Raw genomic sequence first — 24,149 nt, forward strand, 5'->3', positions numbered from 1 at the left:
TAGCGCGACGCTGGATCAGACGCCGCCGGCCCTCACCATCGATCCGGTCGACGATCCGATCAGCAACGATAGTCCGGCGCTGTCCGGCAGCGTCGACGATCCCGACGCCACCGTCACCGTGACGGTCGACGGCACGGATTACACGGCGACCGTCGACGGCAACAGCTGGACGCTGCCCGACGGCACCGTCGATTTGGCCGAGGGCGATAACGCCATCACAGTGAACGCCACCGACCCGGCCGGGAACCCGGCCACGCTGGTGACCGAGACGGTCAGCGTCGACGTCACCGCGCCCGCCGAGGGCGATAACACCGTCGCCTTCGCCGACGACGTCTACACCGCGGCCGACGCCGATACCGCCGACCTCACCGGCCAGGTCGAGGACGGTGGGGTAATCAACACGCTCACCGTCGCCAGCGATGCCGGCGGCGAGCCGGTGGTGATTCAGGGCGACGACATCACGCTGGAGGATGACGGCTCGTTCACCACCACCGCCGACCTCTCCGGCCTCGATGACGGCGAGCTGACTGCGACGCTTTCTATCACGGATGCGGCGGGCAATACCGGGACGGTCACCGACACCGCGACGCTGGATACCGTGGCACCGGACGCGCCCACCATCGATCCGACGAATGGCACCGAGCTTACCGGCACCGCCGAGGTCGGCAGCACCGTAACGCTGACCAATGGCAACGGTGATCCGATCGGCGAACCGGTCACCGTCGGCGACGACGGCACCTGGACAGTGACGCCCGAGCCTCCGCTGGAAGATGGTGACGAAGTCACGGCCACGGCCACTGACCCCGCCGGCAACACCAGCGATCCCACTACCAAAACCGTAGATGGCATTCCCCCGGCCGAAGGCGACAACAGCATCACCATCGTCACCGGCGACGACGCGCTGCTCTCAGCCGACGAGGCTGGCAACGTCACTCTCACCGGCCAGGTCGAAGACGGGGCAAGCATCGCCTCGCTGGCAATCGCCAGCGCCAACGGTGGGGGTCCGCTCGAGATCGACCCCGCGACAGTAACGCCCGACACTGATGGCAGCTTCAGCCTCGACGGTGTCGATGTCAACGGGCTCGATGACGGCGAGCTGACTGCGACGCTTTCTATCACGGATGCGGCGGGCAATACCGGGACAGTCACCGACACCGCCACGCTGGATACCGTGGCACCGGATGTTCCCACCATCGACCCGACGAATGGTGATGACATCACCGGCACCGCCGAGCCCGGCAGCACCGTGACCGTCACCGACGATAACGGCGCGACCATCGGCGAACCGGTCACCGTCGGCGACGATGGCACCTGGACAGTCACGCCCGAGACGCCGCTGGTCGATGGCACCGAGATCTCGGCGATCGCGACCGATGAAGCGGGTAACGTGAGCCCCGAGACAACGGCCACGGTCGATGCCACCGCCCCGGATGCACCGGTCATCGCCGGCGCTGTCGATGACGTGGATCCCGCCGGCCAGCTCGACGACGCTGACGTTACCAACGACACCACGCCGACACTGAACGGTAGCGCCGAGGCCAACGCCACGATAGCGATCTTCGCCGACGGCGCTCCGATCGGCACGACCGATGCAGGCGAGAATGGCGATTGGTCGTTTACTCTCGCAGACGCGAACGCCCTGCCCGACGGCGACGTAAACTTCACCGCCATGGCCATTGATGGCGCCGGCAACACGTCGGACTCCAGTGAAGTCTTCACGCTGACCATCGACGATACCGCGCCGCAGGCGCCGACGATCGAGCCCACCACCGGCGACACCATCACCGGCACCGCCGAGGTCGGCAGCACCGTAACGCTGACCAATGGCAACGGTGATCCGATCGGCGAACCGGTTGTGGCAGATGGCGACGGCAACTGGAGCGTGACGCCGGACGAAGCGCTCGCCGATGGCGACGAGATTAACGCCGTCGCCACCGACGAAGCGGGCAATGCGAGCCCCGAGGCAACGGCCACGGTCGATGCCAACGCCCCAGACGTCCCGGTGATCGTGAGTGCCACGGATGATGTCGCACCGCTGACCGACGACTTGGCCAGCGGTGACAACACCAACGACACCACGCCGACGCTGACCGGCACGGCCGAAGCCAATAGCACCATTGAGATCTTCCAGAACGGCACGTCCGTGGGCATGGTCGATGCCGACGGTGATGGTAGCTGGAACTTTACGCCAGAGGCGCTGAGCGAAGGCAATGCCAGCTTCACCGCCACGGCCACCGACGCCGCCGGCAACACGTCGCCGGATAGTAATACCTTCACGCTGACCATCGACGTCACCGCCCCGGCCGGCAATGATGGCACGCATACGATCGCCTTCGATAACGGCGGTGATGGGCTGCTGAGTGCTGACGAAGCCGATAATGTCACGCTAAGTGGCCAGATCGAAGCCGGCGCCACGATCGACAGCATCGTGATCCGCGACAGTGACGACACCACGGATGATATTACGGTAGCCGAGGGGGATATCAGCGTCGTCGACGGCCAGGTCAGCGTGGCGGCTCAGGATCTGAATAATCTGAGCGATGGCAAGCTCAACGCGACCATGACGGTGGTCGATAGCGCCGGCAACAGCGGCGATATCACCGATACCACCACGCTGGACACTACTGCCGACGTGGATCCGCCGGCCACGCTAACCAGCAATGACGCCGACGGCCTGATCAACGCCGACGAAGCCGACACGACCCGCTACACCGTCGGCGGTCTGGATGACGATGCCATCGCCGTGGCGACGTTCACCGACGGCACCACTGCAGTCACTGCTGATGTCACCGCGGATGGCACATTCAATGTCGACCTCTCCGGCCTGGCCGATGGTGCCATCTCCAGCGAACTGGCGATCACCGATAATGCCGGCAATACCGCCACGGTGACGGGCGACAGCGTGACGCTGGACACTACCGCCGATGTCGATCCGCCGGCCACGCTAACCAGCAATGATGATGACGGGCTAATCAACGCCGACGAAGCCGGCTCGACCCGCTACACCGTCAGCGCTCTGGATGACGATGCCACAGCCGTGGCTACCTTTACCGACGTCAACGGTGATACCGCCATGGCGGATGTCGCAGCCGATGGCAGCATCACGGCGGACCTGTCGAACCTGGCGGATGGCGAAATCACCAGTTCGCTGGCGATCACCGATAACGCCGGTAATACCGCCACGGTGACGGGCGATAGTGTGACGCTGGACACTACCGCCGATGTCGATCCGACGGCGACGCTAACCAGCAATGACGACGACGGGCTGATCAACGCCGATGAAGCCGGCATGACCCGCTACAGCGTCAGCGGTATGGATGACGATGCCACCGCCGTGGCGACGTTTACCGACACTAACGGTGAGAGCATCACCACGACAGTCGAAGCAGACGGCGACTACACCGTCGATTTCGCCGGCCTGGTCGATGGCGAAATCACCAGTTCGCTGGCGATCACCGATGAAGCCGGTAACAGCGCTACTGTCGTTGGAGAGTCGATCACGCTGGATACGATCGCGCCGGAAGCGCCGTCCATCGAACCTACCGATGGCGTACTTATCACAGGTACCGCAGAGGCCGGCGCCACGATAACGCTGACCGATGGAGATGATAGTTCCATCGGCACCACCACTGCGGGACCACAGGGCAGTTGGTCATTTGCTCCGGCAACGCCATTGGTAGACGGTACCGTCATCAACGCCTCGGCAACGGATGCCGCCGGCAACGCCGGACCGGTAGCTAACACGACCGTCGACGCGGATCTCAACGACGTCACACCGCCCGAGGCTCCGACCATCGAATTCGCAGTCGATGATGTCAATCCGCAGACCGGCGATCTCGCTGACGGTGACAGCACCAACGACACCCGGCCTCTTCTTCAAGGCATCGCAGAAGCCGATAGTACGGTCGCTATTTCCCTCAACGGTAGCGAGGTCGGCTCCGCCATTGCCGATGACCAGGGCAACTGGTCTTACGCCCGTGATGAAGAGCTGCCAGAAGGCGATGCAGTCTTTACGGCCACCGCGACCGATGGCAACGGTAACACCTCCGACGTGAGCGATGCGTTCACGCTGACGGTCGACACCGAGACGCCAGACGCCCCGATGATCGCCAGTGCTGCCGACAACGTCGCGCCGGCCGGCACACTCAACGATGGCGCCAGCACCAACGACACTACACCAACGCTGACCGGCAGTGCCGAAGCGGGCAGCACGGTCGAAGTCTTCCAGGGCGACACCTCGCTGGGCACCACTGAGGCCGATGATCAAGGCAACTGGAGCTTTACACCGGAGACCGAACTGGCCGAAGGCGATGTCAGCTTCACCGCCGAAGCCACCGACGCCGCCGGCAATACCTCGCCGGCTAGCGATGCCTTCACGCTGACCATCGATACGACGGCCCCGGACACCCCGATCATCGAGCCCACCAACGGCGATGACATCACCGGCACCGCCGAGCCCGGCAGCACCGTGACCGTCACCGACGAGAACGGCGCGACCATCGGCGAACCGGTCACCGTCGGCGACGATGGTACCTGGACAGTCACACCCGAGACGCCGCTGGAAGATGGCGACGAAGTCACGGCCACGGCCACTGACCCCGCCGGCAATACCAGCGATCCGGCGACCGAAACGGTGGACGCGGTAGCGCCCAATGACGGCAACAACACCGTCAACTTCGCCGATGAGGTCTACAACGCGGACGACGCCGATACCGCTACCCTTACCGGCAAGGTCGAGGACAACGCGGCGATCGACACGCTCACCATCGCCAGCGCCAACGGCGGCGACCCGGTGGTGATTCAGGGCGACGACATCACGCTGGAGGATGACGGCTCGTTCACCACCACCGCCGACCTCTCCAGCCTCGATGACGGCGAGCTGACTGCGACGCTCTCCCTAACCGATGCGGCGGGGAACACCGGGACGGTCACCGACACCGCCACACTGGATACGATGGCCCCCGAAGTCGCCGATGCAACGGTCGAGACATCCGAAAACGATCTCCAATTCAGGCCACAGATCGAGACTACCGGAACACTGCTGCTCGACAGCGATGAAGGTAGCGCCGGTAGCGAGATCGCCTCTCTGAATATCACTGCGCCGCAGGAAATCACCAGCGATGGCGACACGGTTAGCTGGGAACAGACGCAGGAGGACGGCGATGCCGTATTGACGGGAACGACGGGGGGCGACGTCGTTGCCACGCTGCGGCTCGATAATACCGGCAACTACACCTTCACCCAGTCGCGTCCCTTCGATCACCCCAGCTCGGGCGCCGACGTGCTGAGTCTCGGCTTCGACGTTGCCGTGACCGATCTCGCCGGCAACGTGGGTACTGGAACGCTGACGCTGGACGTCACCGACGCCGTGCCCACAGCATCGGCTGACCGAACCTTCGGTCTCGCGGGTGACGCGAATTCCGCGAACGGTGATTTCGCCGTCAACTTCGGCGCTGACGGCGGCTATGTCCAGAACCTCTCCATTGGCGGTTACACGCTGACGTATGACCCCGAAGCCGGAACCGTGACGACGGAAGGAGAAGACGCCGACTTCGCACTATCACCGGCATTCGACGCAGCTAGCGGAACATTGACCGTCAGTATCGGCGATCACAAGACGCTAACCGTCGACATGAACACGGGCGAGTATCAATACGACTCGGCGGTACAGGGCTCGGCCCCGCAGGTCAGCCTGGATCCCTCCGATGATTTGCTCGGTTTGGTAGGCGTTGATGCGGTAGGCGGTCTGGTTTCCAACAGCAGTGCGCAGGCCTTCCAGATTTCGGATGCCGACAACGATGTCACTGAAGTCGTGATCAACGCCGAAACCGGTAGCCTTGCAAATCTCGGCATCGACTTGTCTGGCGATGATCCATTGAATTTTAACTACTCGATGGAGTTAGCCACTGCACTCGGCATCGACGTCGTGGCCGAGTCTGACTCGTCATCAGGCCTATTGGGGATAGGGGCGTCGGCTTCCGCCACGCTGACGATAACGGCGATAAACGGCGGCACGATCAATAACCAGGCACTCAACACCTTTCTTTCTAGCGTCCAGCTCGATGAGAGCGGATTTGATATTCTGAACGTGGGCGGGTCTTCGATCAGCCTGGAAGCAACCGACGCCGCGGGTAATAGCGATAGCTCCAGCGACACCAGCGCTCTGGATGTCGGCTTGTTGAGCGGTGGTTCGAGTAGCGCTAGCGATATCTTCAGCGATACGGCCAGCGACGGTGACGACGTGCTCTCCGGCGATGCACTGTCGGGCGGTGCCGGCAACGACTGGCTGTTCGGTACCGGCAATGACGCCGTGCTGGATGGGGGCTCGGGCGACGACATTCTCGTCGGCGGTAGCGGCAACGCCACGCTGACCGGGGGCTCGGGTAACGACACTTTTCAGTGGCGTTCCGGCGATCAGGGGACAGTAGACGCCCCGTCGGAGGATACCGTCACCGATTTCAGCGGCCAGCCGCTTCGTGGTGGTGGCGATACGCTGGATCTGCGTGGGCTGCTCGACGGCGGCCGCTCACGCGGCACGAGTGCTGGCAACCTGACAAGCTACCTCTACTTCGCATTGGCAGGTGCCTCGACGGTTGTCTACGTCAGCGCCGAGGGCGCCTTCGCGGATAACATGAACGCCACCAGCGCTGCCGCTCAGGCCAACCAGATCATCACGCTGGAGGGAGTCGATCTCATCGGCGCCAGCGGTGACGACCAGTCGGCGATCATCGGCAACTTGCTGGCCAACGGTAACCTGCTAACCAACAACGAAACCTTCGACAGCGAGGACGATCCGCTGACGAATACGAGTGTCGGCGCCACGATAGTCGATGGTGACGGCGACCCCGGTACCACCAGTGTCAACTTCGATCATCAAAGCGATATCAGCACCAGTCCCAACGCCCCCACCGTTCAGGCCACGGATGGTTCGCTTCTCGGACTGATCGGTGTCGAAGCGTTGGGCATTCTCGATTTGAGCCAGCAGGCCTTCACCGCTGCCGACCCCGACAACGGTCTCCAGCAGGTCGAGATTTCCTACCAGGCACTCGCCTCGCTTTCACTAGGCACCGTCGCCTTCGTGTACTCGGAGGCGATGGCCGAGGCGTTCGGCTACGACGTCAGCGTGGAGACCGATAGCCTGGTCGGTGTCGCCGTGCCCAGCTCGACGGTGACGGTCACCGCCGAAGACGGCAGCACGCTGGATAACCTGGAGATCAACGAGTTCCTCGCCACACTCCAGTTGGATACGGGTAGCCTGGACCTCGCCGGGCTCGATTTGGACCTCGGCCTGAGCGCGCTCGGCAGCTTTACCGTCTCCGCTACCGATGTCAGCGGTGAAACAACATCGGATGGCGCCGGCAACCTGCTCGACGTCGCGGCGCTCAACCGGCTACTGGGTCTGAATGGCAGCGACTACATCCTCGAGGGCGACAGCGGCGACAACGTGCTCGATGCCAACGATGGCGGTCAGCGCCTCTACGGCTACGCGGGCGACGACACGCTCAATGGCGGCAGCGGTAACGACCTGCTCCGCGCCGGTAGTGGCGACGACACCCTCAATGGCGGCGACGGTGACGACATTCTCATCGGCGGCAACGGTGCCGACACCTTCAATGCCGGTGCCGGGGACGACCTGATGGTGACGAGCGGCACCGACTTCGCGTCGATCGATGGCGGCGAGGGCTTCGACACGCTGTTGCTCGATGGCGGGATCGACCTGACCTCGGCGGAGGCCGATTCGATCAGCAACATCGAACAACTCGACCTAGGCCACGACGATGACAGTAGCTCCGCCACGCTGAGTGAAGACGATGCACTCGAGATGACCGATGCCGACAACGAGCTACAGGTGACGGGCGACGAGCAGGACACACTCAATATCCAGGGTGCGAGTCAGGGCGACACCATCACAGCGGACGGCGTCGCCTACGACCAGTACACCTTCGGCGACGCGACGATTCAGGTCGAGCAGGACACCGTCACTGTGGAAACCTGATCACGATAATGCAGCACTGGGCGGCCACGTGCTGCCCATACACTCAAGGTCACGGCAAAGGGAATGCCGATATCAGACGACAAAGATCACTCTTGTGGAAACAGCTGACATCATTGATCTTCATGGCGAGCTGTCTTTCCCCGACGGCGACCGTCGGCGCTCCTACAAACTGGATGAGCGAGGCGACCCAACGCACGTCCCACTCGAACGACGCCCAACACCTCGATATACGCGTACCGGATGCTGTCTGGTCTCGCCATCAAGCCGATGTCGAAGACACAGCACCGTCCTCCGAGGCGATGTCCTCTACTCCCGTCTCTGGATACACGCAACCAAACGGGTCAGAGGTCACGCTGGCTCAAGCCATCCGTCGGGGGCTTGCTATTAACCCCTCAGTGCGCGCGGCCGTAGCCGATGCCGAAAGCGCCGGTACTGAAGTGGATATCGCCGAGTGGGGCTATTACCCCGAAGTGAATCTCTCGGCAGGCCCCGAGGAATTTCCGTTCCAGCAGTGGGGCTACGATGCCTCGGCACGGCAGATGCTCTATGACTGGGGAAATGTGTCCAGTCAGGTGGATAAGGCCATCGCCGCCGAGCGCGAAGCCTTGCGCACCCTTGCCGTTTCCGAAGAGGAAGCAGCGCTGGATATTGCCGAAGTCTATCTCGATATTCTGTCTGCGAAGCGCCAAGTCGCACTCATCCAGGACTATGTCGCCGACCTCGAAGATCTCAGCGAACTAACGGAAGCCCGTAGTCAAGACGGCTACACAGACAGGAGCGAGCGCGGGCGTGTGGCACTCGATCTTGCTCAGGCTCGAGACGATCTCGCGACGGCGGACGGCCAGCTCGATGAAGCTCGGCGTCAGTTTCGAATTCTCACCGGTCTATCCGCTACACACCTTGAGCCACTTTCACCAGCGAAGTTAACCCAGCGTCTGAATAAAGAACGACTGCAGCGATGGATCGTCAATGCGCCGCAGTATCAAACAGCCCTCGCCAGCGCTGAACAAGCTGAAGCCGATATCGCTGAGGCAAAATCTTCGCTCAAGCCGCAGCTCAATCTGGAAGGTTCTTTGCAACGCCGCCAGATTGGGGGTGAATTGCAAAATGATTCTGTGATCGGCCTTCAACTACGCATGGATACATTCCAGGGACTAGCGAATTTCCAGCGTCCAGAGGCTGCGCGACAACAGCTCGAAGCCGCCCAATATCGTATCGACGAGCAACGCCGGGAAATCCGACGCGATGTCACCACCTCGATAACCAACGCCGGCGTCTACCAACAGCGCGAACAGGCGCTACAGACTCAGATCGAAGAAGCATCATCCGTCGCTCAACTCTACGACGACCAGTTCTCGGTTGGACGACGCGATATCAATGATCTGCTGACCATTCGCCGGGAAGCGTTCACAGCACGTCGGCAGCTCATCGATATCGAGATCGAACAGAAGCGCATTCAGTACCGTGTCGCCTCACGCCTGGGCTTGATCAATCCACTGGTTAACGGCCGTCTCGAAGGAGCACTGCCATGAGTAATTCTCCCACTGGAACGGCGTCTGATCACGCCTCCACGGCTACCGCCCACCGCCCCGACGCCGAGCGTTTTGACGATTCATTGCGTGAGGGCCTGGTACTGCTATGTCACTGTCTGAAACGTGAAACATCTGTCGCTGAGCTAGGCGACGGACTGCCTCTAGACCAAGGCCGGCTACCACTCGGCGAGGTGACTCGTGCCTTGCGTCGCGCTGATGTCAGCGCGCGTGTGGTCGAAAAACCACTCAAACGGATCTCGCCTCATCTGCTGCCGGCGCTGCTGATTCTGGATGATGACGAAACAGTACTGCTCCAAGCACTTGACGACAATGAAGCAACGATTGCGCTGCCCGAAACGGGCGGCGGCGAGGAGACGATAAATCTCGAAACCCTCGCTGCGCGTTATCGTGGCATCGCCATCTTTGCCCGCCCATGCCACCGTAGCGACTCGAGAGCGGGCGACTTCGCGCAAACGCCACCCACGCACTGGTTAAAGGGACCCCTAAAAGCCTGCTGGCCAGCATACGCCGAGGTCGGCGTGGCGGCGCTGGCCGCTAATCTGCTGGCAGTCTCGACCGCGCTTTTCGCCATGCAGGTCTACGACCGGGTAGTGCCCAACGCCGCCTTCGATACGCTCTGGGTGCTCGCGAGTGGCGTCATGCTGGCCGTCTTCCTAGAGTTTTTGCTCAAGGGGTTGCGTGCCCACCTACTCGAAGTGATCGGCAAGCGACTCGACCTGCAGCTTTCGTCCCATCTCTTCAACCAAGCCATACACTTGAAGCTCAAGTCTAAGCCGGCATCCACGGGTGCCTTCACCAGTCAGGTGCGCGAATTCGAGGCGGTACGCGAGTTTTTTACCTCAGCCACGGCAGGGGCCATCAGTGATATTCCGTTCGTCGCCATATTCATACTCGTCATTGCTTGGATTGGCGGCCCCATTGCATTCGTACCCGTGGCGGCAATCGCCGGGATGATCCTCCCCGGCCTGCTGCTGCAACGTTATCTGGCGCGGCTGGCGCGGGAAAACCTGCACGAGGGGGCAGTCAAAAACGGCGTGCTACTGGAGTCGCTCGATCAGCTCGAGACGGTCAAGGCAACCCGTGCCGAGGGGCGTAACCTGGCGCTGTGGGAGTCACTCTCGGCGCAGCTTTCAAATGCTTCAGTCCGGTTACGCTCGATTACAAGCCAACTCGCCCATGCCGCCTCTTTGTTTCAGCAGCTCGGCTACGTCGGCATCGTGATTGCCGGGGTCTATCGCATCAGCGCTGGCGAAATGACGATTGGCGCCCTCATCGCATGCTCGATCCTTGGCTCGCGGGCCATCGCACCGATGGCGCAGACCAGTGCCCTGCTTGCGCGCTGGCAGCACGTCAAGGCTGCCATCGAAGGGCTCGACGAAATGATGAAGGCGCCCAGTGAAAGCAGTACCGAACAGTCGGTACGCAAACCTCACTTGCAGGGTCATTACCAGTTAGAAGAGGTCGTTGTCCGCCATGACGAAGACTCACCACCCGCGTTGAAGATCGAAGAACTCACCATCGAAGCAGGGGCAAAAGTCGCTTTACTTGGCGGTAACGGCGCAGGCAAATCCACGCTACTACGACTGCTCTCGGGCTTCGTCGACCCGACCGGCGGACGCGTGATGCTCGACGACGTCAACCTGGCGCAGATCGAGGCTGCCGACCGCCGCCATGCCATTGGCTATCTCCCGCAGGACATCGCACTCTTCTACGGCACTCTGCGCGACAATCTCACCCTCGACGGCGGCAACTACGGCGACGAGGAGATCTTCCAGGCCCTCGATGGCGTCGGGCTCGGCCGCTTCGTGCGCGCGCATCCGCTCGGCCTGGAGATGCCCATCGCCTCGAGCGGCAGCGTCTCCGGCGGCCAGCGCCAGGCGATCGGTCTCGCTCGGCTGGTGCTGCAGGACCCTCGTATCGTACTACTGGACGAGCCAACCGCCGCGTTCGACCAGACCAACGAAAAGCGCGCCGTGAACTTTCTAAAACAATGGATGACGGGCCGCACGCTCGTCGTGTCGACACATAAAAAGCCGCTTCTCGAACTGACCGACCGCGCTATCGTGCTGCGTGACGGCAAGCTGACAATGCAGGGAGATGTCGATCAAGTCGTCTCCGGCAACCGCGTGGCAGCTAGAGAGGGAGCACGCTGATGGCAACGAGCGATCATGACCAAGAACTCCAGCGTCAATTGGGAGATGCCCGCGCCAACCTTCGCCATCCGCTGGCCCGTCCCGCCGTCTGGGCCGTCGTTACCGCGCTCGCCTGCTTCATCGGCTGGTCAGCGTGGGCCAATATCGCTGTCGTCACCCACGGTGAAGGCCGCGTGGTCCCCGTTAGCCGAATACAGTCCATCCAAAGCCTGGAGGGCGGCATCATTGAGGAAATTCCTGTCCAAGAAGGCGATATCGTCGATCAGGGCCAGGAATTGGTCAAATTGAATGCCACGCGCTTTCAGAGCGCGTTTCAAGAGACACGTAGCCAAGTCGTGGCACTCAAGGCCACGATCGCACGCTTACAGGCGGAGGTACTGGAGAGCAAGCATATCGCGTTTCCTGATGACATCGATCCAGACAGCTCGCTAGCAGAGTCCGAGCGCGAGCTGTTCCGTGCCAGGCGAGAGAAATTGCAAGAGGCAACCGCCTCGCTGGATCAAGAGATCGCCATGGCCAACCAACGTCTACAGCTGATCAAACCGCTGGTGGAACGTCAGGCCGTCAGCGAGATGGAGCAGTTGCAACTGCAGCAAGATATTGCGTCGCTGCGCGGCAAGCGCGCCGAGATCCAGAACAGCTACGTGCAGGATGCTTACACCGAACTAACCGACAAGAAGGGTGAGCTTGCCTCGCTCGAGCAGGTACTCGTACAAAAGCGCGATCAGTATCAGCGCACCGAAATTAATTCACCGGTGCATGGCCGGGTCAATGCGATCAATTACACCACCAAAGGGGGCGTCGTGCCGCCAGGCGAGACGATCATGGAGGTGATTCCCCTCGAGGATCAACTGCTCATCGAGGCCAAGATCAAACCCAGCGATGTCGCTTTCCTGGCACCGGGTATGCCTGCCAGCGTCAAGATAACCGCCTACGACTACACCATCTACGGCGACCTTGACGGCACCGTCGAGCAGATCAGCGCCGACACCATAGAAGAGGAGACCCCGAGAGGTACGGAATCCTATTACAAGGTCTACATCCGCACGGACAGTGGTTCGCTGACACACGATCAGGAAACACTACCCATCATCCCCGGCATGATCGCACAGGTGGATATTCAAACCGGGGAACGTAGCGTGCTCGACTATCTACTCAAACCGCTGCTCAAGGCAAACCTCTATTGAGGACGCCGTTACCATCGAGTTCTCGTGCGAGCTCCTGCATCAGGCCACGCACAGCATGCGTGTGGCTTTTACGACCCATTCGTAGGACATAGACGATTATCGGAGGCGGCATCAATTCAGAGTTCATGACCGTGGGAAAATCCGGCTGCAGCGGCTCCTTGGCGAGCACTGAGTCCGCTCCTCGCTGGCGATGCTCGAAACGTTGATCGATTTCCTCAGTCGGCACCGATAGTGCAGTAGTGAGGATCTGTTGGACGCGCCTTGCGTCACCAAGCAAGGCGCCTAGAGCAGCGGCAGCCTGTTGATCACTTATACCGATGAGGCGTTCTATGTGCTGAAGGGTGAGCTCCGCATAGACTTCCGTGATGGCTCTGTGGCACTTGGACCAGGAGATATCTACGTCGTGTAGCACGGCGTCGAGCACAAACCCTATGCTGCCAGTGAAGTTCACCTGATGTTGATCGAGCCCAAAGGCGTTAAGAATACTGGCGACGAGGGCGGAGCACTGACTGCTGAAAACGAAGTCTGGATCTAACGCTATCCACGCGCCGAGAGCGACGACATAGGCGGTCTTGGCGCGACTTATTATGCCCTGTGGTCCATGCGTGAACCCGAGTTCCAAGGCCGAATACTATTCAGTTGATCGGCCAAGGCATCCTCCGCGACTTCGGTGTCATATGCTGTTTGGGCACGCAACCAGTAACCATTGGACAGTCCAAAGAACCGACAGAGTCGCAGATCCGTATCGGCCGTTATCGAGCGCTTGCCAGCAATGATCTGTCCAATACGCTGAGCCGGAACTCCAATCTCCTTGGCCAGCCGATACTGGGAGACCCCCATGAGCTCTAGAAACTCTTCCTTCAGTAACTCGCCAGGTGTTACCGGATCAATATTGCGCATAAGTCAAATCACCAAAATAATGCTGCAACAACGTCAGAGCGGCAACGGGGGCGGTTTCAGTGCGCAGGATGCGGGGGCCAAGGGTCAGGGCGGCGAAGTCGGCGGTGTAGGCGGCGTCGATTTCGGCGGGCGATAAGCCACCTTCGGGGCCGACAAGGAGTGCGGCGCGGGTAATGCCACTGGCGTGTTGCCAGGCGGTGTCGGTGGCGGGATGCAGGACGAGGCGTAACGCTTCGTCGCGTGCCGCTAGCCAAGCGTTGAGCGTTTGCGGGGGATGTACGGAGGGCACGCGGCTGCGCCCGCATTGCTCGCAGGCGCTGACCGCGACGGCTTGCCAATGGGCGAGCTTCTTGGCTTCACGGTCGCCCTTGAGGCGCACGTCGCCGTGCTCGGTATAAAGCGGAGTGATGGCCGCCACGCCGAGCTCGGTGGCTTTCTGGATGGCGTAGTCCATGCGGTCGCCCTTGGAGATCGCTTGCCCGAGGTGCACCGCCAGCGGCGACTCGGTGCCGCCTTCGGTCACGGCGGTGACCCGTACGCGTACCTCGCGACGCCCCACACTGACGATGTCGGCCTCGGCCTCGTGGCCCTCGCCATCGAACAGGCGTAGCGCCGCGCCTTCACGCAGCCTAAGCGCGCCCGCCACATGCCGCGAGGCACCTTCAGGCAAAGTGATTTCCGCTGCGGCGACCAGCGTGGCCGCCACATGAATGCGCGGTCCGGCCATCGTTTACTGCACGTTCTCGGCGGCTTCGCTTTCGCGCTTCTTCTTCTGGGCGTACATCGCCTCGAAGTTGACCGGTGACAGCATCAGCGGCGGGAAGCTGCCGCGATTGACCAGGTTGTCGATGCACTCACGTGCATAGGGGAACAGCATGTTGGGGCAGAACGCACCCAGAGTGTGGTCGAGCTGGTCGTCGCTCAAGCCGGCGATGCGGAACAACCCGGCCTGCTCCACTTCGACGAGAAACGCCGTGGCGCCGTCTTCGTTGTTGGTGACCTGCGCCGTTACCTTGACCACCACTTCGTAGAGATTCTCACCGACCTGCTCGCTCGTCGTATTGAGATCGAGCCCCACCTTGGGTTTGAACGCGTTCTGGAACACGCTCGGCGCATTGGGCGACTCGAAGGAAACGTCCTTGACGTAAATGCGCTGCATGGAAAATTGCAGTTGGTTCTGCGCGTCGTTGCCACCTTGAGCGGCCTGATTGTTGTCTTCCGCCATGTTGCACTTCCTTTGACTTATCTATGCATGAGACGCGGGGCCCGGCGTACGCCGCCCCGCCAGTGTATCGCTTACTTGCGGACCACCGGCAACTCATCGGACTGCCACTGGGTCATACCGCCCTTGAGCTTGGCCGCACGGGTGAAGCCGGCTTGGGTCAACTGCCCCACGGCAGCGCCGGAATGCTGGCCGTGCTGGCATACCACCACCACCGGCTTTTCCTTGTAGTCCTCGAGCTCTTTAAGGCGATCCCCCAAACGGCCCTTGGGAATATTGCGTGCGCCGGCGATATGCCCCGCCTTGAAGTCCTTGACCTCGCGAATATCCAGAAACAGCCCCTCCTCGCGATTGATCAGCGAGGTGGCTTCAGACGGCGAGACGCCGCTGTTCGAGTTTTTGAGCTCGTAGGCGATCCATGCCACCAGTACCACCAGAAAAGCGCCTGACAGTAGCAGGTGGTTTTGCACGAATTCGAATAACTGATCGATCATGGGTGCGGATAACTCTCGTTGTGTGTCTATCGACGTCGTGTGTCTGTCGGCGTCGTGTGCGCTCGGCGAACGCCACATGCCCCGGCGGGCGCCTTAGTATACATGAGCCATGCGCGAGCGTCCGGCCCCACCGACGCGGCTGACGCTCTCTCGTGACTGCGTTATGATGCCGCAAGGAGACGTGAGTCGCGAACCCCGCAGCGGCACTACCGCTTCATGGGGTCATCGGCCGGATGCGCCGATGCGACGCCCATCAGATTCCCGCGAGGCATGTTATGGCAGATACCCACCCCCAGCGTCCCCGGCCCGTTGCGCTGTTGATTCTCGATGGCTACGGCCAGAACGATGATACTGAGTACAACGCCGTTTACAGCGCCAAGACCCCGGTCATGGACGCGCTGAAGCAACGCTACCCCTCCGCCTTGCTACACACCGATGGCAAGTACGTCGGGCTACCCGATGGCCAGATGGGCAATTCCGAAGTCGGCCACATGAACCTCGGCGCTGGGCGTATCGTCTACCAGGACTTCACGCGTATCACCAAGGCCATCGAAGACGACGAGCTGGCCGCCAACACCGCGCTGACGGCGCCCCTCGACGCCGCCGTTGCCGCCGGTCGCGCCGTGCATCTGCTTGGCTTGCTCTCGCCCGGTGGCGTGCATAGCCACGAGGATCACATCCTTGCCGTGGCCGCGCTGGCCGCCGAACGCGGCGCCAAGCACGTCTACCTGCACGCCTTCCTCGACGGTCGCGACACCGCACCCAAGAGCGCCCGCGCCTCGCTGGAACGCGCCAACGCGCGGCTCGCCGAGCTGTTCGGCGCCGACAACGCCTACGTCGCCTCAATCGTCGGCCGTTACTACGCCATGGACCGCGACAATCGCTGGGACCGTGTCGAGCAAGCCTATCGTGTCATCGTCGAGGGGGAGGGCTCAAAGGTCGCCACTAGCGCCGAGGCCGGGCTGGACGCCGCCTACGCGCGTGACGAAACCGATGAATTCGTCGCCGCGACAAGCATTCGCCCGCATGGCGAGCCGGTCCGCATGGCCGATGGCGATGCCGCACTGTTCCTCAACTTCCGCGCCGACCGCGCCCGCGAGCTGACCCGCGCCTTCGCCGAGGATGACTTCAGCGGCTTTACCCGCCAGGCCCGGCCCAAACTGGCCCACGAAGGGCTGGTGATGCTCACCGAGTACGCCGCGAACATTCCAGCGCCGGTGGCCTTTCCGCCCACCGATCTGGTCAACACCCTGGGCGAGACCGTCGCCAAGCGCGGCCTGAAACAACTGCGCATCGCCGAGACCGAGAAGTACGCCCACGTCACCTTCTTCTTCTCCGGTGGACGCGAGGATGAGTTCGACGACGAGACCCGCGAGCTGATTCCCTCCCCGCAGGACGTCAAGACGTACGACGAGAAGCCGGAGATGAGCGCTTATGAGCTCACCGACACGCTGGTTGCAGCCATCGACGCGGGCACGTTCGATCTAGTGGTGTGCAACTACGCCAATGGCGACATGGTCGGCCATAGCGGCGACTTCGATGCCGCCGTCAAGGCCATCGAGGCGGTGGATGTCTGCCTGGGCCGGGTAATCGAGGCCATCGAACGCGCCGGCGGCGAATGCCTGGTCACCGCCGACCACGGCAATGCCGAGCAGATGATGCATCCTGAAACCGGCAACCCGCAGACGGCCCATACGACCTTTCAGGTACCGCTGGTCTATGTCACACCACGTGCTGGCGCCACCTTGGCGGACGACGGCAGCCTGTGCGACCTGGCGCCGACCCTGCTGACCATGATGCACGAGCCGGTGCCCGAGGAAATGACCGGCCGCGTGCTGGTGGATACCCCCTGATAGGTGTGCGTTTATTGCGGCGTCGGCGCATGAGCACGCCAATGTCCGGCAAGCGAATCGCCATGGCCTGCGCCATGGCGTTCTCGTGTGCGTGGCTGTCGCTGGGCGCGTCCAGCGTTTGGGCGCAAAGCTCACCGGAGGAAGTCAAACGTCAACTCGAAGCCTTGGGAAGCGATATCGAGAAAGCCGAGTCGCGCCTCGAGGGCACTCGCGACGAACGCGATAGCGCGCAGGACGAATTACGCGAGGTGGAAACCAAGCTGGCCGATACCCAACAGCGGTTGACCGGCCTGCAGCGCGAGCAGGATCAACTCGATCAGGAAGTTGCCGAGCTCAAACAGCAGCGTCAGACCCTCGAGGAAGAACGTCGCCAGCAACGCGCCGCCCTCGCGACACAGCTCAACGCACTATACCGGCTCGGCCCCACGCCGCAGCTCAAGCTACTGCTCAACCAGACCGACCCCGCGCGGCTGGACCGCCTTCAGCAGTACCTCAATCATCTCAACCAGGCGCGTCAGCAACGCCTCGACACCCTGGCCAAGCTCGAGAACCAGCTCGACGAAACGCAAAGCGCGCTGCAGTCACATCAAGAGCGCCTGGACGGCCTCGCCAGCGAGCTCACCGAACGTCGCGAAACGCTCAGCGATCAACGCAGCGAGCGCGAAGCCATCCTCGCGAAGTACAAGGATCGCTACACCTCCCAGCAAGCCAAGCTGGCCGCGCTCACCGATGACCGCGAGGACGCCCAGCAACTGCTCGAAAAAATGCAGGCCAAGCTCGAGCGTCTCGATCAGGCACCACCCTCCACGGATATCGCCCAGACCCGGGGCGAACTGCCCTGGCCCGTGCAGGGCGACATGCTCGCCACCTACGGCAACGGCGACGGCGTCGACCGCAACGGCATGCTCATCGGCGCCGCAGCGGGCACACCGGTCTCCGCCGTACACGCCGGCCGCGTGGTTTTCGCCAACTGGATGCGCGGCTTCGGCAATCTATTGATCGTCGACCATGGCGACAACGTCATGACGCTCTACGCGCACCTGCAACGCTTCGAGGTCGGGGTTGGCGCCCAGGTCGAACGTGGCGATACCCTCGCCGCTGTCGGCGACAGCGGCGGCCGCGACAGCCCCGCGCTGTATTTCGAGGTCCGCAAGAATGGCGACCCCATCGATCCCGGTGACTGGATCGCCCATCGCTGAACATCCGCCGCGCTGGATTGCGCCGACCCATAAAGGCTATGCTGGGTCTCGGCGCGCGTGGGTTCGCCTGCGCCCCGCCATCTGGTCGCCCCCTTCGGCGCGACTGACACGAGCCCGTTCCGCCGCGTTGTGGAGACAGCATGACCGCAAGCCAACCCCGTTCCCCGCGTCTCATCGTTCGTCACTTTCTAGCAATGGGCATGGCCCTGGTGATCGGTGCGCTGACCCTGCCGCTGCCGGCGCATGCCCAGCAAAGCACCCAGCCCACTCCCCAACCAAATGCTCAGCAGGGCACCCAGGCGCCGGTCGACAATGACGCCTTGCCCGTGGAAGACGTGCAGACCTTCGCCGAAGTCTTCGAGCGCATCAAGCGCACCTATGTCGACGACGTCGACGACACCACCCTGATGCGTAACGCTATTCGTGGCATGCTCGGCGAGCTCGATCCCCACTCCGCCTATCTCGACAAAGACGACTTCGAAGCCCTGCGCGAGACCACCGAGGGCGAATTCAGCGGCGTCGGCATCGAAGTCGGCATGCAGGACGATCAATTGACGATCATCGCCCCCATCGACGACTCTCCCGCCGCACGCGCCGACCTTCAGGCGCAAGACCGCATCCTGCGCATAGACGATACGCCCACCGAGAGCCTGTCGCTGCAGGAAGCCGTGGACATGATGCGCGGCGACGAAGGCGAAGAACTACGTCTGACCATCATGCGCGAGGGCGAAGACGCACCGCGCGATGTCACCCTGACGCGCGAGACCATCCAGACCGAAAGCGTCAAACACGAGCTGCTGGCACCGGGCTATGGCTACCTGCGCATCAGTCGGTTTCAGAGCCGCACCGGCGAACAGGCCCGCGACGCCATCGCCTCACTACGTGACGAAGGCGAGCTCAAGGGACTGGTGCTCGATCTGCGCAACAATCCCGGCGGCGTGCTCGACAGCGCCGTCGACGTCGCCGATCTGTTCCTCGACAGTGGCCTGATCGTCTACACCGAAGGCCGCCTGCCGGACAGCGATATGCGCTTCTCGGCCTCCACCCAGACCAGCGCCCCGGACGTGCCGATGGTAGTGCTGATCAACGGCGGCAGCGCCTCGGCGGCAGAGATCGTTGCCGGCGCCCTGCAGGATCAGCAACGCGCCGTGCTGATGGGCACCGAGAGCTTCGGCAAGGGCTCCGTCCAACAGGTACTGCCGCTCAACAACGGCGACGGCCTGAAACTGACCACCGCGCTCTACTACACACCGGACGGCCGGTCGATCCAGGCCCAGGGCATCACCCCGGATGTCGACGTGGTACGTGGCCGTCTCGAAGTCGCTGAAGGCAGCGGCCTCAACATCCGCGAAGCCGACCTCGAGAACCACCTGCGAAACATCAACGGTGACACCGAACGCTCCGAGCGCGAAGCCTCGCTCGCCGAAAGCGACTACCAGCTAGGCGAAGCGCTCAACCTGCTCAGGGCCCTCAACGTCCTGCCACGCGCACAATCCAACGACTGACGCCCCGCACTAACCACTTAAACGCAAACGCCCCCGCGCCGTGATGTTGAAATAAACGGCGCGGGGGCGTTGTGTCGGACTCAGAAAGCTACTCGTTCTTATCGCTGCGGCGCTGCAGCCAGGTTTTGCCAGCGGCCGTTAGTCGGTACCTCTGCAAACGGCTATTGGGCTTGTCCGGAATCGTCATTTCAATGGCGCCTACCTTCAGGGCTGGACGCAAATAGGCTTCCCGGAAGTGGTCTTCATGTTTCAGCCCAAGCGCTGCCTGCAGCTCCGAGCGCTTCATTTCGCCCTGCAAAACTGCAAGTAGTCGTATCACTTCCCCGGTGACTTCCCCGGTGACTTCCCCGGTGACTTCCCCGGTGACTGGTGAGGACTTTGCGTCAGAGCGCCATTCTGCTTCTGGCCGCCAGACCACTGCGCTGAACTGATTGCCCGACGAGTCGTCCACCAAATCAATCCGGGGCCATGCCTGAAGTGCTCGTGGGATACCGCTGCCCATGCCTCGATAGGGCAAGATATGTGAGGCATGCTCAGTGAGCGTAGGGTTGCGGCGAATGGTCTTGCCCCGGCGAATATCTTCCGGGCTCAAGCTATCCGATAGATGACCGGGGCTAACGATCTCCACCCGGTCGGCAAAGACCATCAGGCGAACCGAGGCGCTGGTGAAATAATCTCGGTGAATCAGAGCGTTGACCAGCAGCTCTTCCAACGCTGTTTCGGGGATCTCAAGCTCTCCCAGCGTATTGAAGCTGCGCCCGTGCTGCACATGGTGCAGATTGCGCTTGATAAAAGCGAAAGCGCCCCGAAACTGCTCCAACAGGGTGCCCTTGATGTCTTCGCTGTCCAGATAGCGGGTATCGTGCAGCGCGGTGCCGGGGAAGGCCACCGCTTTGACTTCAAACGCTGGGCGCCAGCGCTGGGGGTTGCGGGCAAACAACATCAGCCCAGACAGGTTCAGCTCACTGCCATCGCCCAAGCCCAGGTTGTGCAGCAACTGCTCCCGCGTCAGGCCGGAGAACTCGCCGCTTTCCCCATAGCGACGGTCAAAATAGGCAGTAAAGGCCTTGTCGTCGATATCCTCTATGGAAGTGCCCGCCACCGGCACCACATCGGCGTAAACCAGCCCGGAACGCTGGAACATGCGCTGCATCTCCTCCCGGGAAGTTACATGCCGCTTGTCCGAGCCCTGCTTGACCCAGATGCGGCCTTGATTGTCCAAATAAGGCTTGGCCAATCCATCGGACACTTCAACCACCACCACAAGGCCCTGATCCGTCTGCACGTTCTCGGTCAACGGATGCACCGGTGGGCGCACATGCTGAGAGGCGGCGTTGCCCATCAACTGGTTCAACCGCCGAACCGACGCACCATCCAACCCCGCAATCGAACCATCGTCGTTCACGCCCAGAAACAACCAGCCACCGCCACTGTTGGCAAAGGCCGCCAGCTCAGCGGCAAGGCCATCCGCATTGGTAACGTCACGCTTGAACTGGTGGCGGCTGTCTTCACCTCGGATGATGGCTTTTTGAAGGTCACTTTGTGTCATGGTAATGCCATTTTGCTCCTTTTTTTGACTAGTCGGCCCTAATCAAATCCATACTTCTCACGGCGTTGATGGAGAGCCGGCAGCAGGCCCCAACAGCAATACGCTTGTGAACTCTGTTTGGTCGCCTGCCTAAGCGGCATCGAAGTTCAGGGGGCGAATATCATCCAGATTGAGCGTATTACGCGCTATCCAGAGGTCATACATGTCCTGCATCGCCAGCCAGCTCTCCGGTGTGCGACCCAGCACCTTGGAAAGCCGCAGGGCCATTTCCGGGCTGATACCACTCTCACCTTTCAGCACCCGCGACAAGGTCGAGGGGGAACCCCCCAGGTTTACGGCAAGCTGGCGGGAACTGATGCTAAAAGGCCCCGATACACCTCTCGAATGAACTCACCAGGATGCGGTGGATTATGCAACAAAATGCTTTATGTCGACGGCACGCAGTCATTCCGGTTGGTCTCCTAGGTGCTGGTCCGGGCTGCTCTAACGCTAGGCGTTCTAGTCATGGCGGCCAAACGAGGTAGACTCGAGAAAGGATCCGCGACGCCAGCGGTATCGGCCGCCAGCAATGGCTGGCCTTTGAGACCGACGAGATCACCTTCGCGCTGGGCTGATGAGCGCCCGTCGCCACCTCAGGAACCCGCCCATGACGCAGTTCTGGCGAGACACGGCGCTGCCTTTTGTCGAGAGCCGGCGGGCCAGCGATAGCCGCGCCTGCTACCGACCCCACAGCCATCCCACCCTGTCGATCGGTGTGGTCGACCGTGGCCAGAGCCAATTCCAGTGCCAACGGCGACGCGAGCGACTGACGCCTGGCTGCCTGGTCAGCGTGCCCGCGGGCGTGGTGCATGACTGCAATCCTCTGCCGGATCAGCGCTGGAGCTACCAGATGCTGTATCTGGAATCGGCCTGGGTGAGCGAAGTGCTGAATGAGGCCTCGGTCGAAATCGACACCGCCCCGACCATGCCCTCGACGGTATTCATCGCTCGCGACGCCGCGCCTTACCAAGCTTTCTGTCGGCTCAATACCCTGCTCTTTTCCCAGGCTCCAGCAGCCGACAAGGAGGCCGCACTGATCGAGTTCCTCGGCAGCCGCCTGTGGTGTCATGGCCACTCGCTGGCCGTTCATTGGCCGAGTTCATCCGCCTTGGACGACCTCCAACGGCATCTACTCGAGTGCCTTGAGCGGCCGCCGTCGCTCGAGGCGCTGGCCCGAGATCACGGCCTGAGCCGCTATCAGGTGATTCGACTGTTCCGTCGTGAAACCGGGCTAACACCCCATGCCTGGCTGCTCGACCGGCGCATCCAGCAGGCACGCCGCCGCTTGTGTCAGGGAGTGGAACTGGCAGAGCTCGCGCAGGAACTCGGCTTCGCTGACCAAGGCCACTTTCAGCGCGCTTTCAAGGCCCGGGTGGCGGCCACACCGGGTCGCTACCGCAGCACCTGAGGCGCCGCACTTTCATTCAATACTATCGCCACGCGGCGACGCAGACTGGCCCTCCACGCACTCGAGGGGGCTTACGCATCATGCTGCAACAGTTCCTGCTGGTCGCCGGGGCGCACTTCCTCGCCCTGCTCAGCCCTGGTCCGGACTTCTTCCTGATTCTGCGCTACGCGGTCGCCTGGGGCCGCGGGCAGGCAGCACTGGTCAGCCTCGGCATCGGCCTGGCCAACGCCCTTTTCATACTGCTTGCCATGGGCGGGCTGATGGCTCTCGACGCCGAAGCCAGACCGTTCATCGTCATCCAGTGGGCCGGCGGCGCTTTTCTGCTTTACATGGGTATCCAGTTCATTCGTCAGGCGGGGCAGACCCGTCTCGAAGTAGGCTCACGCAGCGAGATAGATGCCCCCACGGGCGCCGCGCTGGGCGCCTTGCTCGCCGGGCTGGCCTCGGGGTTGCTGAATCCCAAGAATGCGCTGTTCTACGCCAGCCTGTTCGCAGTGCTGCACGCGCGTAGCACGCCCGTGGGCGTCCAGAGTCTCTACGCATTGTGGATGATCGCTGTGGTACTCGGCTGGGATCTGCTGGTTGGCCACTTGGCCGGACACCCGGGACTGATCCGTCGCTTCGGCCATAGTCTGCGACACATCGAGCGGCTGGCGGGTGCCCTGCTCATCCTGTTGGGACTCGGCATCGTCACAGCCCGGCTCGACCCAGGGCTACTGGCGATCTTCTGAAGGCCCGGCGGCTCAGGATTCGAGGGCGTTTTATCTGAGCTCCGGCTTGCGAAAGTAAAGTGATCGTTTTACACTGCGGATATGGATATTCACACACGATTGCTCGAGACTGCCGAGCAGCTCTTCGACCGGCACGGTTTCACCGCTACCGGCATGGATCGGCTGACGCAGGGCGCAGGTATTTCGAGCCGCACGCTCTACAAGCACGTCGGCAACAAGAATGGCCTGATCGCGGCCGTCCTGAACGAGCGGGATCGTCGCTTCCACCGCCAGGTGGAAACCGACAGCGTCGATGCGTTATTCGGCGCGCTGGAGGTCTGGTTGGCCCAAGAGGCCGCGCGGGGTTGTCTGTTCCTGCGT

Annotated in this window: 16 protein-coding genes and 1 pseudogene; 10 read left to right on the plus strand and 7 right to left on the minus strand. The window is 62.1% G+C overall.

All coding sequences use genetic code 11. The features are described from left to right. From OP496_RS14965 to OP496_RS14980, 4 genes are all read left to right on the plus strand, one after another. On the plus strand, positions 1-7,996 hold a 7,996-nt coding region (locus OP496_RS14965), incomplete at its 5' end, for an Ig-like domain-containing protein (RefSeq protein ID WP_280564555.1). 173 nt (positions 7,997-8,169) lie between these two features. Next, positions 8,170-9,528, plus strand: coding sequence for a TolC family protein (locus OP496_RS14970; protein WP_280564556.1), 1,359 nt, complete (start codon positions 8,170-8,172; stop codon positions 9,526-9,528). Continuing rightward, positions 9,525-11,702 carry a type I secretion system permease/ATPase gene (locus OP496_RS14975; protein WP_280564557.1) on the plus strand — a complete coding sequence of 726 codons (2,178 nt, stop codon included), beginning with the start codon at positions 9,525-9,527 and terminating at the stop codon, positions 11,700-11,702. Before OP496_RS14970 ends, OP496_RS14975 begins: the two co-directional genes overlap by 4 nt. Further along, complete coding sequence (locus OP496_RS14980; protein WP_280564558.1) at positions 11,702-12,889, plus strand: HlyD family type I secretion periplasmic adaptor subunit; 1,188 nt, start codon at positions 11,702-11,704, stop codon at positions 12,887-12,889. The genes OP496_RS14975 and OP496_RS14980 overlap by 1 nt, the downstream gene beginning before the upstream one ends. Here the strand turns inward: OP496_RS14980 and OP496_RS14985 are convergent. From OP496_RS14985 to OP496_RS15005, 5 genes are all read right to left on the minus strand, one after another. Next, positions 12,870-13,511 (minus strand): hypothetical protein, encoded by a 642-nt coding sequence (locus OP496_RS14985; RefSeq protein ID WP_280564559.1) that lies wholly within the window; start codon positions 13,509-13,511, stop codon positions 12,870-12,872. The two genes, OP496_RS14980 and OP496_RS14985, sit on opposite strands and share 20 nt — an antisense overlap. After that, positions 13,475-13,789, minus strand: a complete 315-nt coding sequence (locus OP496_RS14990; protein ID WP_280564561.1) for a HigA family addiction module antitoxin — start codon at positions 13,787-13,789, stop codon at positions 13,475-13,477. The genes OP496_RS14985 and OP496_RS14990 overlap by 37 nt, the downstream gene beginning before the upstream one ends. Next, entirely contained in the window at positions 13,776-14,516 is a 741-nt protein-coding gene (locus OP496_RS14995; protein ID WP_280564562.1) for a 16S rRNA (uracil(1498)-N(3))-methyltransferase, read from the minus strand. Before OP496_RS14995 ends, OP496_RS14990 begins: the two co-directional genes overlap by 14 nt. Positions 14,517-14,519: 3 nt before the next feature. Continuing rightward, positions 14,520-15,014, minus strand: a complete 495-nt coding sequence (secB, locus tag OP496_RS15000) for a protein-export chaperone SecB (protein ID WP_280564564.1) — start codon at positions 15,012-15,014, stop codon at positions 14,520-14,522. A gap of 71 nt (positions 15,015-15,085) precedes the next feature. Then, entirely contained in the window at positions 15,086-15,505 is a 420-nt protein-coding gene (locus tag OP496_RS15005) for a rhodanese-like domain-containing protein (RefSeq protein ID WP_280564566.1), read from the minus strand. A gap of 275 nt (positions 15,506-15,780) precedes the next feature. Between OP496_RS15005 and gpmI the strand changes: the two genes are divergently transcribed. The 3 genes from gpmI (at position 15,781) to OP496_RS15020 (ending at position 20,062) form a co-directional block, all read left to right on the plus strand. Further along, on the plus strand, positions 15,781-17,358 hold the full coding sequence (gene gpmI / locus OP496_RS15010) for a 2,3-bisphosphoglycerate-independent phosphoglycerate mutase (protein ID WP_280564568.1): 1,578 nt from the start codon (positions 15,781-15,783) through the stop codon (positions 17,356-17,358). A gap of 29 nt (positions 17,359-17,387) precedes the next feature. Further along, positions 17,388-18,557, plus strand: a complete 1,170-nt coding sequence (locus tag OP496_RS15015) for a peptidoglycan DD-metalloendopeptidase family protein (RefSeq protein WP_280564569.1) — start codon at positions 17,388-17,390, stop codon at positions 18,555-18,557. Positions 18,558-18,697: 140 nt separating this feature from the next. After that, entirely contained in the window at positions 18,698-20,062 is a 1,365-nt protein-coding gene (locus tag OP496_RS15020; protein ID WP_280564570.1) for a S41 family peptidase, read from the plus strand. 88 nt (positions 20,063-20,150) lie between these two features. Here OP496_RS15020 and OP496_RS15025 read toward each other — a convergent pair whose 3' ends face one another. Further along, positions 20,151-21,611 carry a Fic family protein gene (locus tag OP496_RS15025; protein ID WP_280564571.1) on the minus strand — a complete coding sequence of 487 codons (1,461 nt, stop codon included), beginning with the start codon at positions 21,609-21,611 and terminating at the stop codon, positions 20,151-20,153. Between the two features lie 129 nt (positions 21,612-21,740). Continuing rightward, a pseudogene (locus OP496_RS15030) lies at positions 21,741-22,033 on the minus strand (HigA family addiction module antitoxin). A 224-nt stretch (positions 22,034-22,257) separates the two neighbouring features. Between OP496_RS15030 and OP496_RS15035 the strand changes: the two are divergent. From OP496_RS15035 to OP496_RS15045, 3 genes are all read left to right on the plus strand, one after another. Beyond that, positions 22,258-23,058, plus strand: a complete 801-nt coding sequence (locus tag OP496_RS15035) for an AraC family transcriptional regulator (RefSeq protein WP_280564572.1) — start codon at positions 22,258-22,260, stop codon at positions 23,056-23,058. Between the two features lie 80 nt (positions 23,059-23,138). Next, complete coding sequence (locus OP496_RS15040) at positions 23,139-23,789, plus strand: LysE family translocator (RefSeq protein ID WP_280564574.1); 651 nt, start codon at positions 23,139-23,141, stop codon at positions 23,787-23,789. Between the two features lie 99 nt (positions 23,790-23,888). Further along, positions 23,889-24,149: helix-turn-helix domain-containing protein (locus tag OP496_RS15045; protein ID WP_280564575.1), on the plus strand; the 261-nt coding region annotated here is incomplete at its 3' end.

Origin of the sequence: Chromohalobacter sp. 48-RD10, assembly GCF_029889785.1 — a bacterium.
Taxonomy (GTDB): Bacteria; Pseudomonadota; Gammaproteobacteria; order Pseudomonadales; family Halomonadaceae; genus Chromohalobacter.

Bases quoted from the DNA above. Each gene is read 5' to 3' on its own strand.
- OP496_RS14970 (WP_280564556.1), top strand. From the start codon at position 8,170: ATGAGCGAGGCGACCCAACGCACGTCCCACTCGAACGACGCCCAACAC.
- OP496_RS14975 (WP_280564557.1), top strand. From the start codon at position 9,525: ATGAGTAATTCTCCCACTGGAACGGCGTCTGATCACGCCTCCACGGCT.
- OP496_RS14980 (WP_280564558.1), top strand. From the start codon at position 11,702: ATGGCAACGAGCGATCATGACCAAGAACTCCAGCGTCAATTGGGAGAT.
- OP496_RS14990 (WP_280564561.1), bottom strand. From the start codon at position 13,789: ATGCGCAATATTGATCCGGTAACACCTGGCGAGTTACTGAAGGAAGAG.
- OP496_RS14995 (WP_280564562.1), bottom strand. From the start codon at position 14,516: ATGGCCGGACCGCGCATTCATGTGGCGGCCACGCTGGTCGCCGCAGCG.
- secB (WP_280564564.1), bottom strand. From the start codon at position 15,014: ATGGCGGAAGACAACAATCAGGCCGCTCAAGGTGGCAACGACGCGCAG.
- OP496_RS15005 (WP_280564566.1), bottom strand. From the start codon at position 15,505: ATGATCGATCAGTTATTCGAATTCGTGCAAAACCACCTGCTACTGTCA.
- gpmI (WP_280564568.1), top strand. From the start codon at position 15,781: ATGGCAGATACCCACCCCCAGCGTCCCCGGCCCGTTGCGCTGTTGATT.
- OP496_RS15015 (WP_280564569.1), top strand. From the start codon at position 17,388: ATGAGCACGCCAATGTCCGGCAAGCGAATCGCCATGGCCTGCGCCATG.
- OP496_RS15020 (WP_280564570.1), top strand. From the start codon at position 18,698: ATGACCGCAAGCCAACCCCGTTCCCCGCGTCTCATCGTTCGTCACTTT.
- OP496_RS15025 (WP_280564571.1), bottom strand. From the start codon at position 21,611: ATGACACAAAGTGACCTTCAAAAAGCCATCATCCGAGGTGAAGACAGC.
- OP496_RS15035 (WP_280564572.1), top strand. From the start codon at position 22,258: ATGACGCAGTTCTGGCGAGACACGGCGCTGCCTTTTGTCGAGAGCCGG.
- OP496_RS15040 (WP_280564574.1), top strand. From the start codon at position 23,139: ATGCTGCAACAGTTCCTGCTGGTCGCCGGGGCGCACTTCCTCGCCCTG.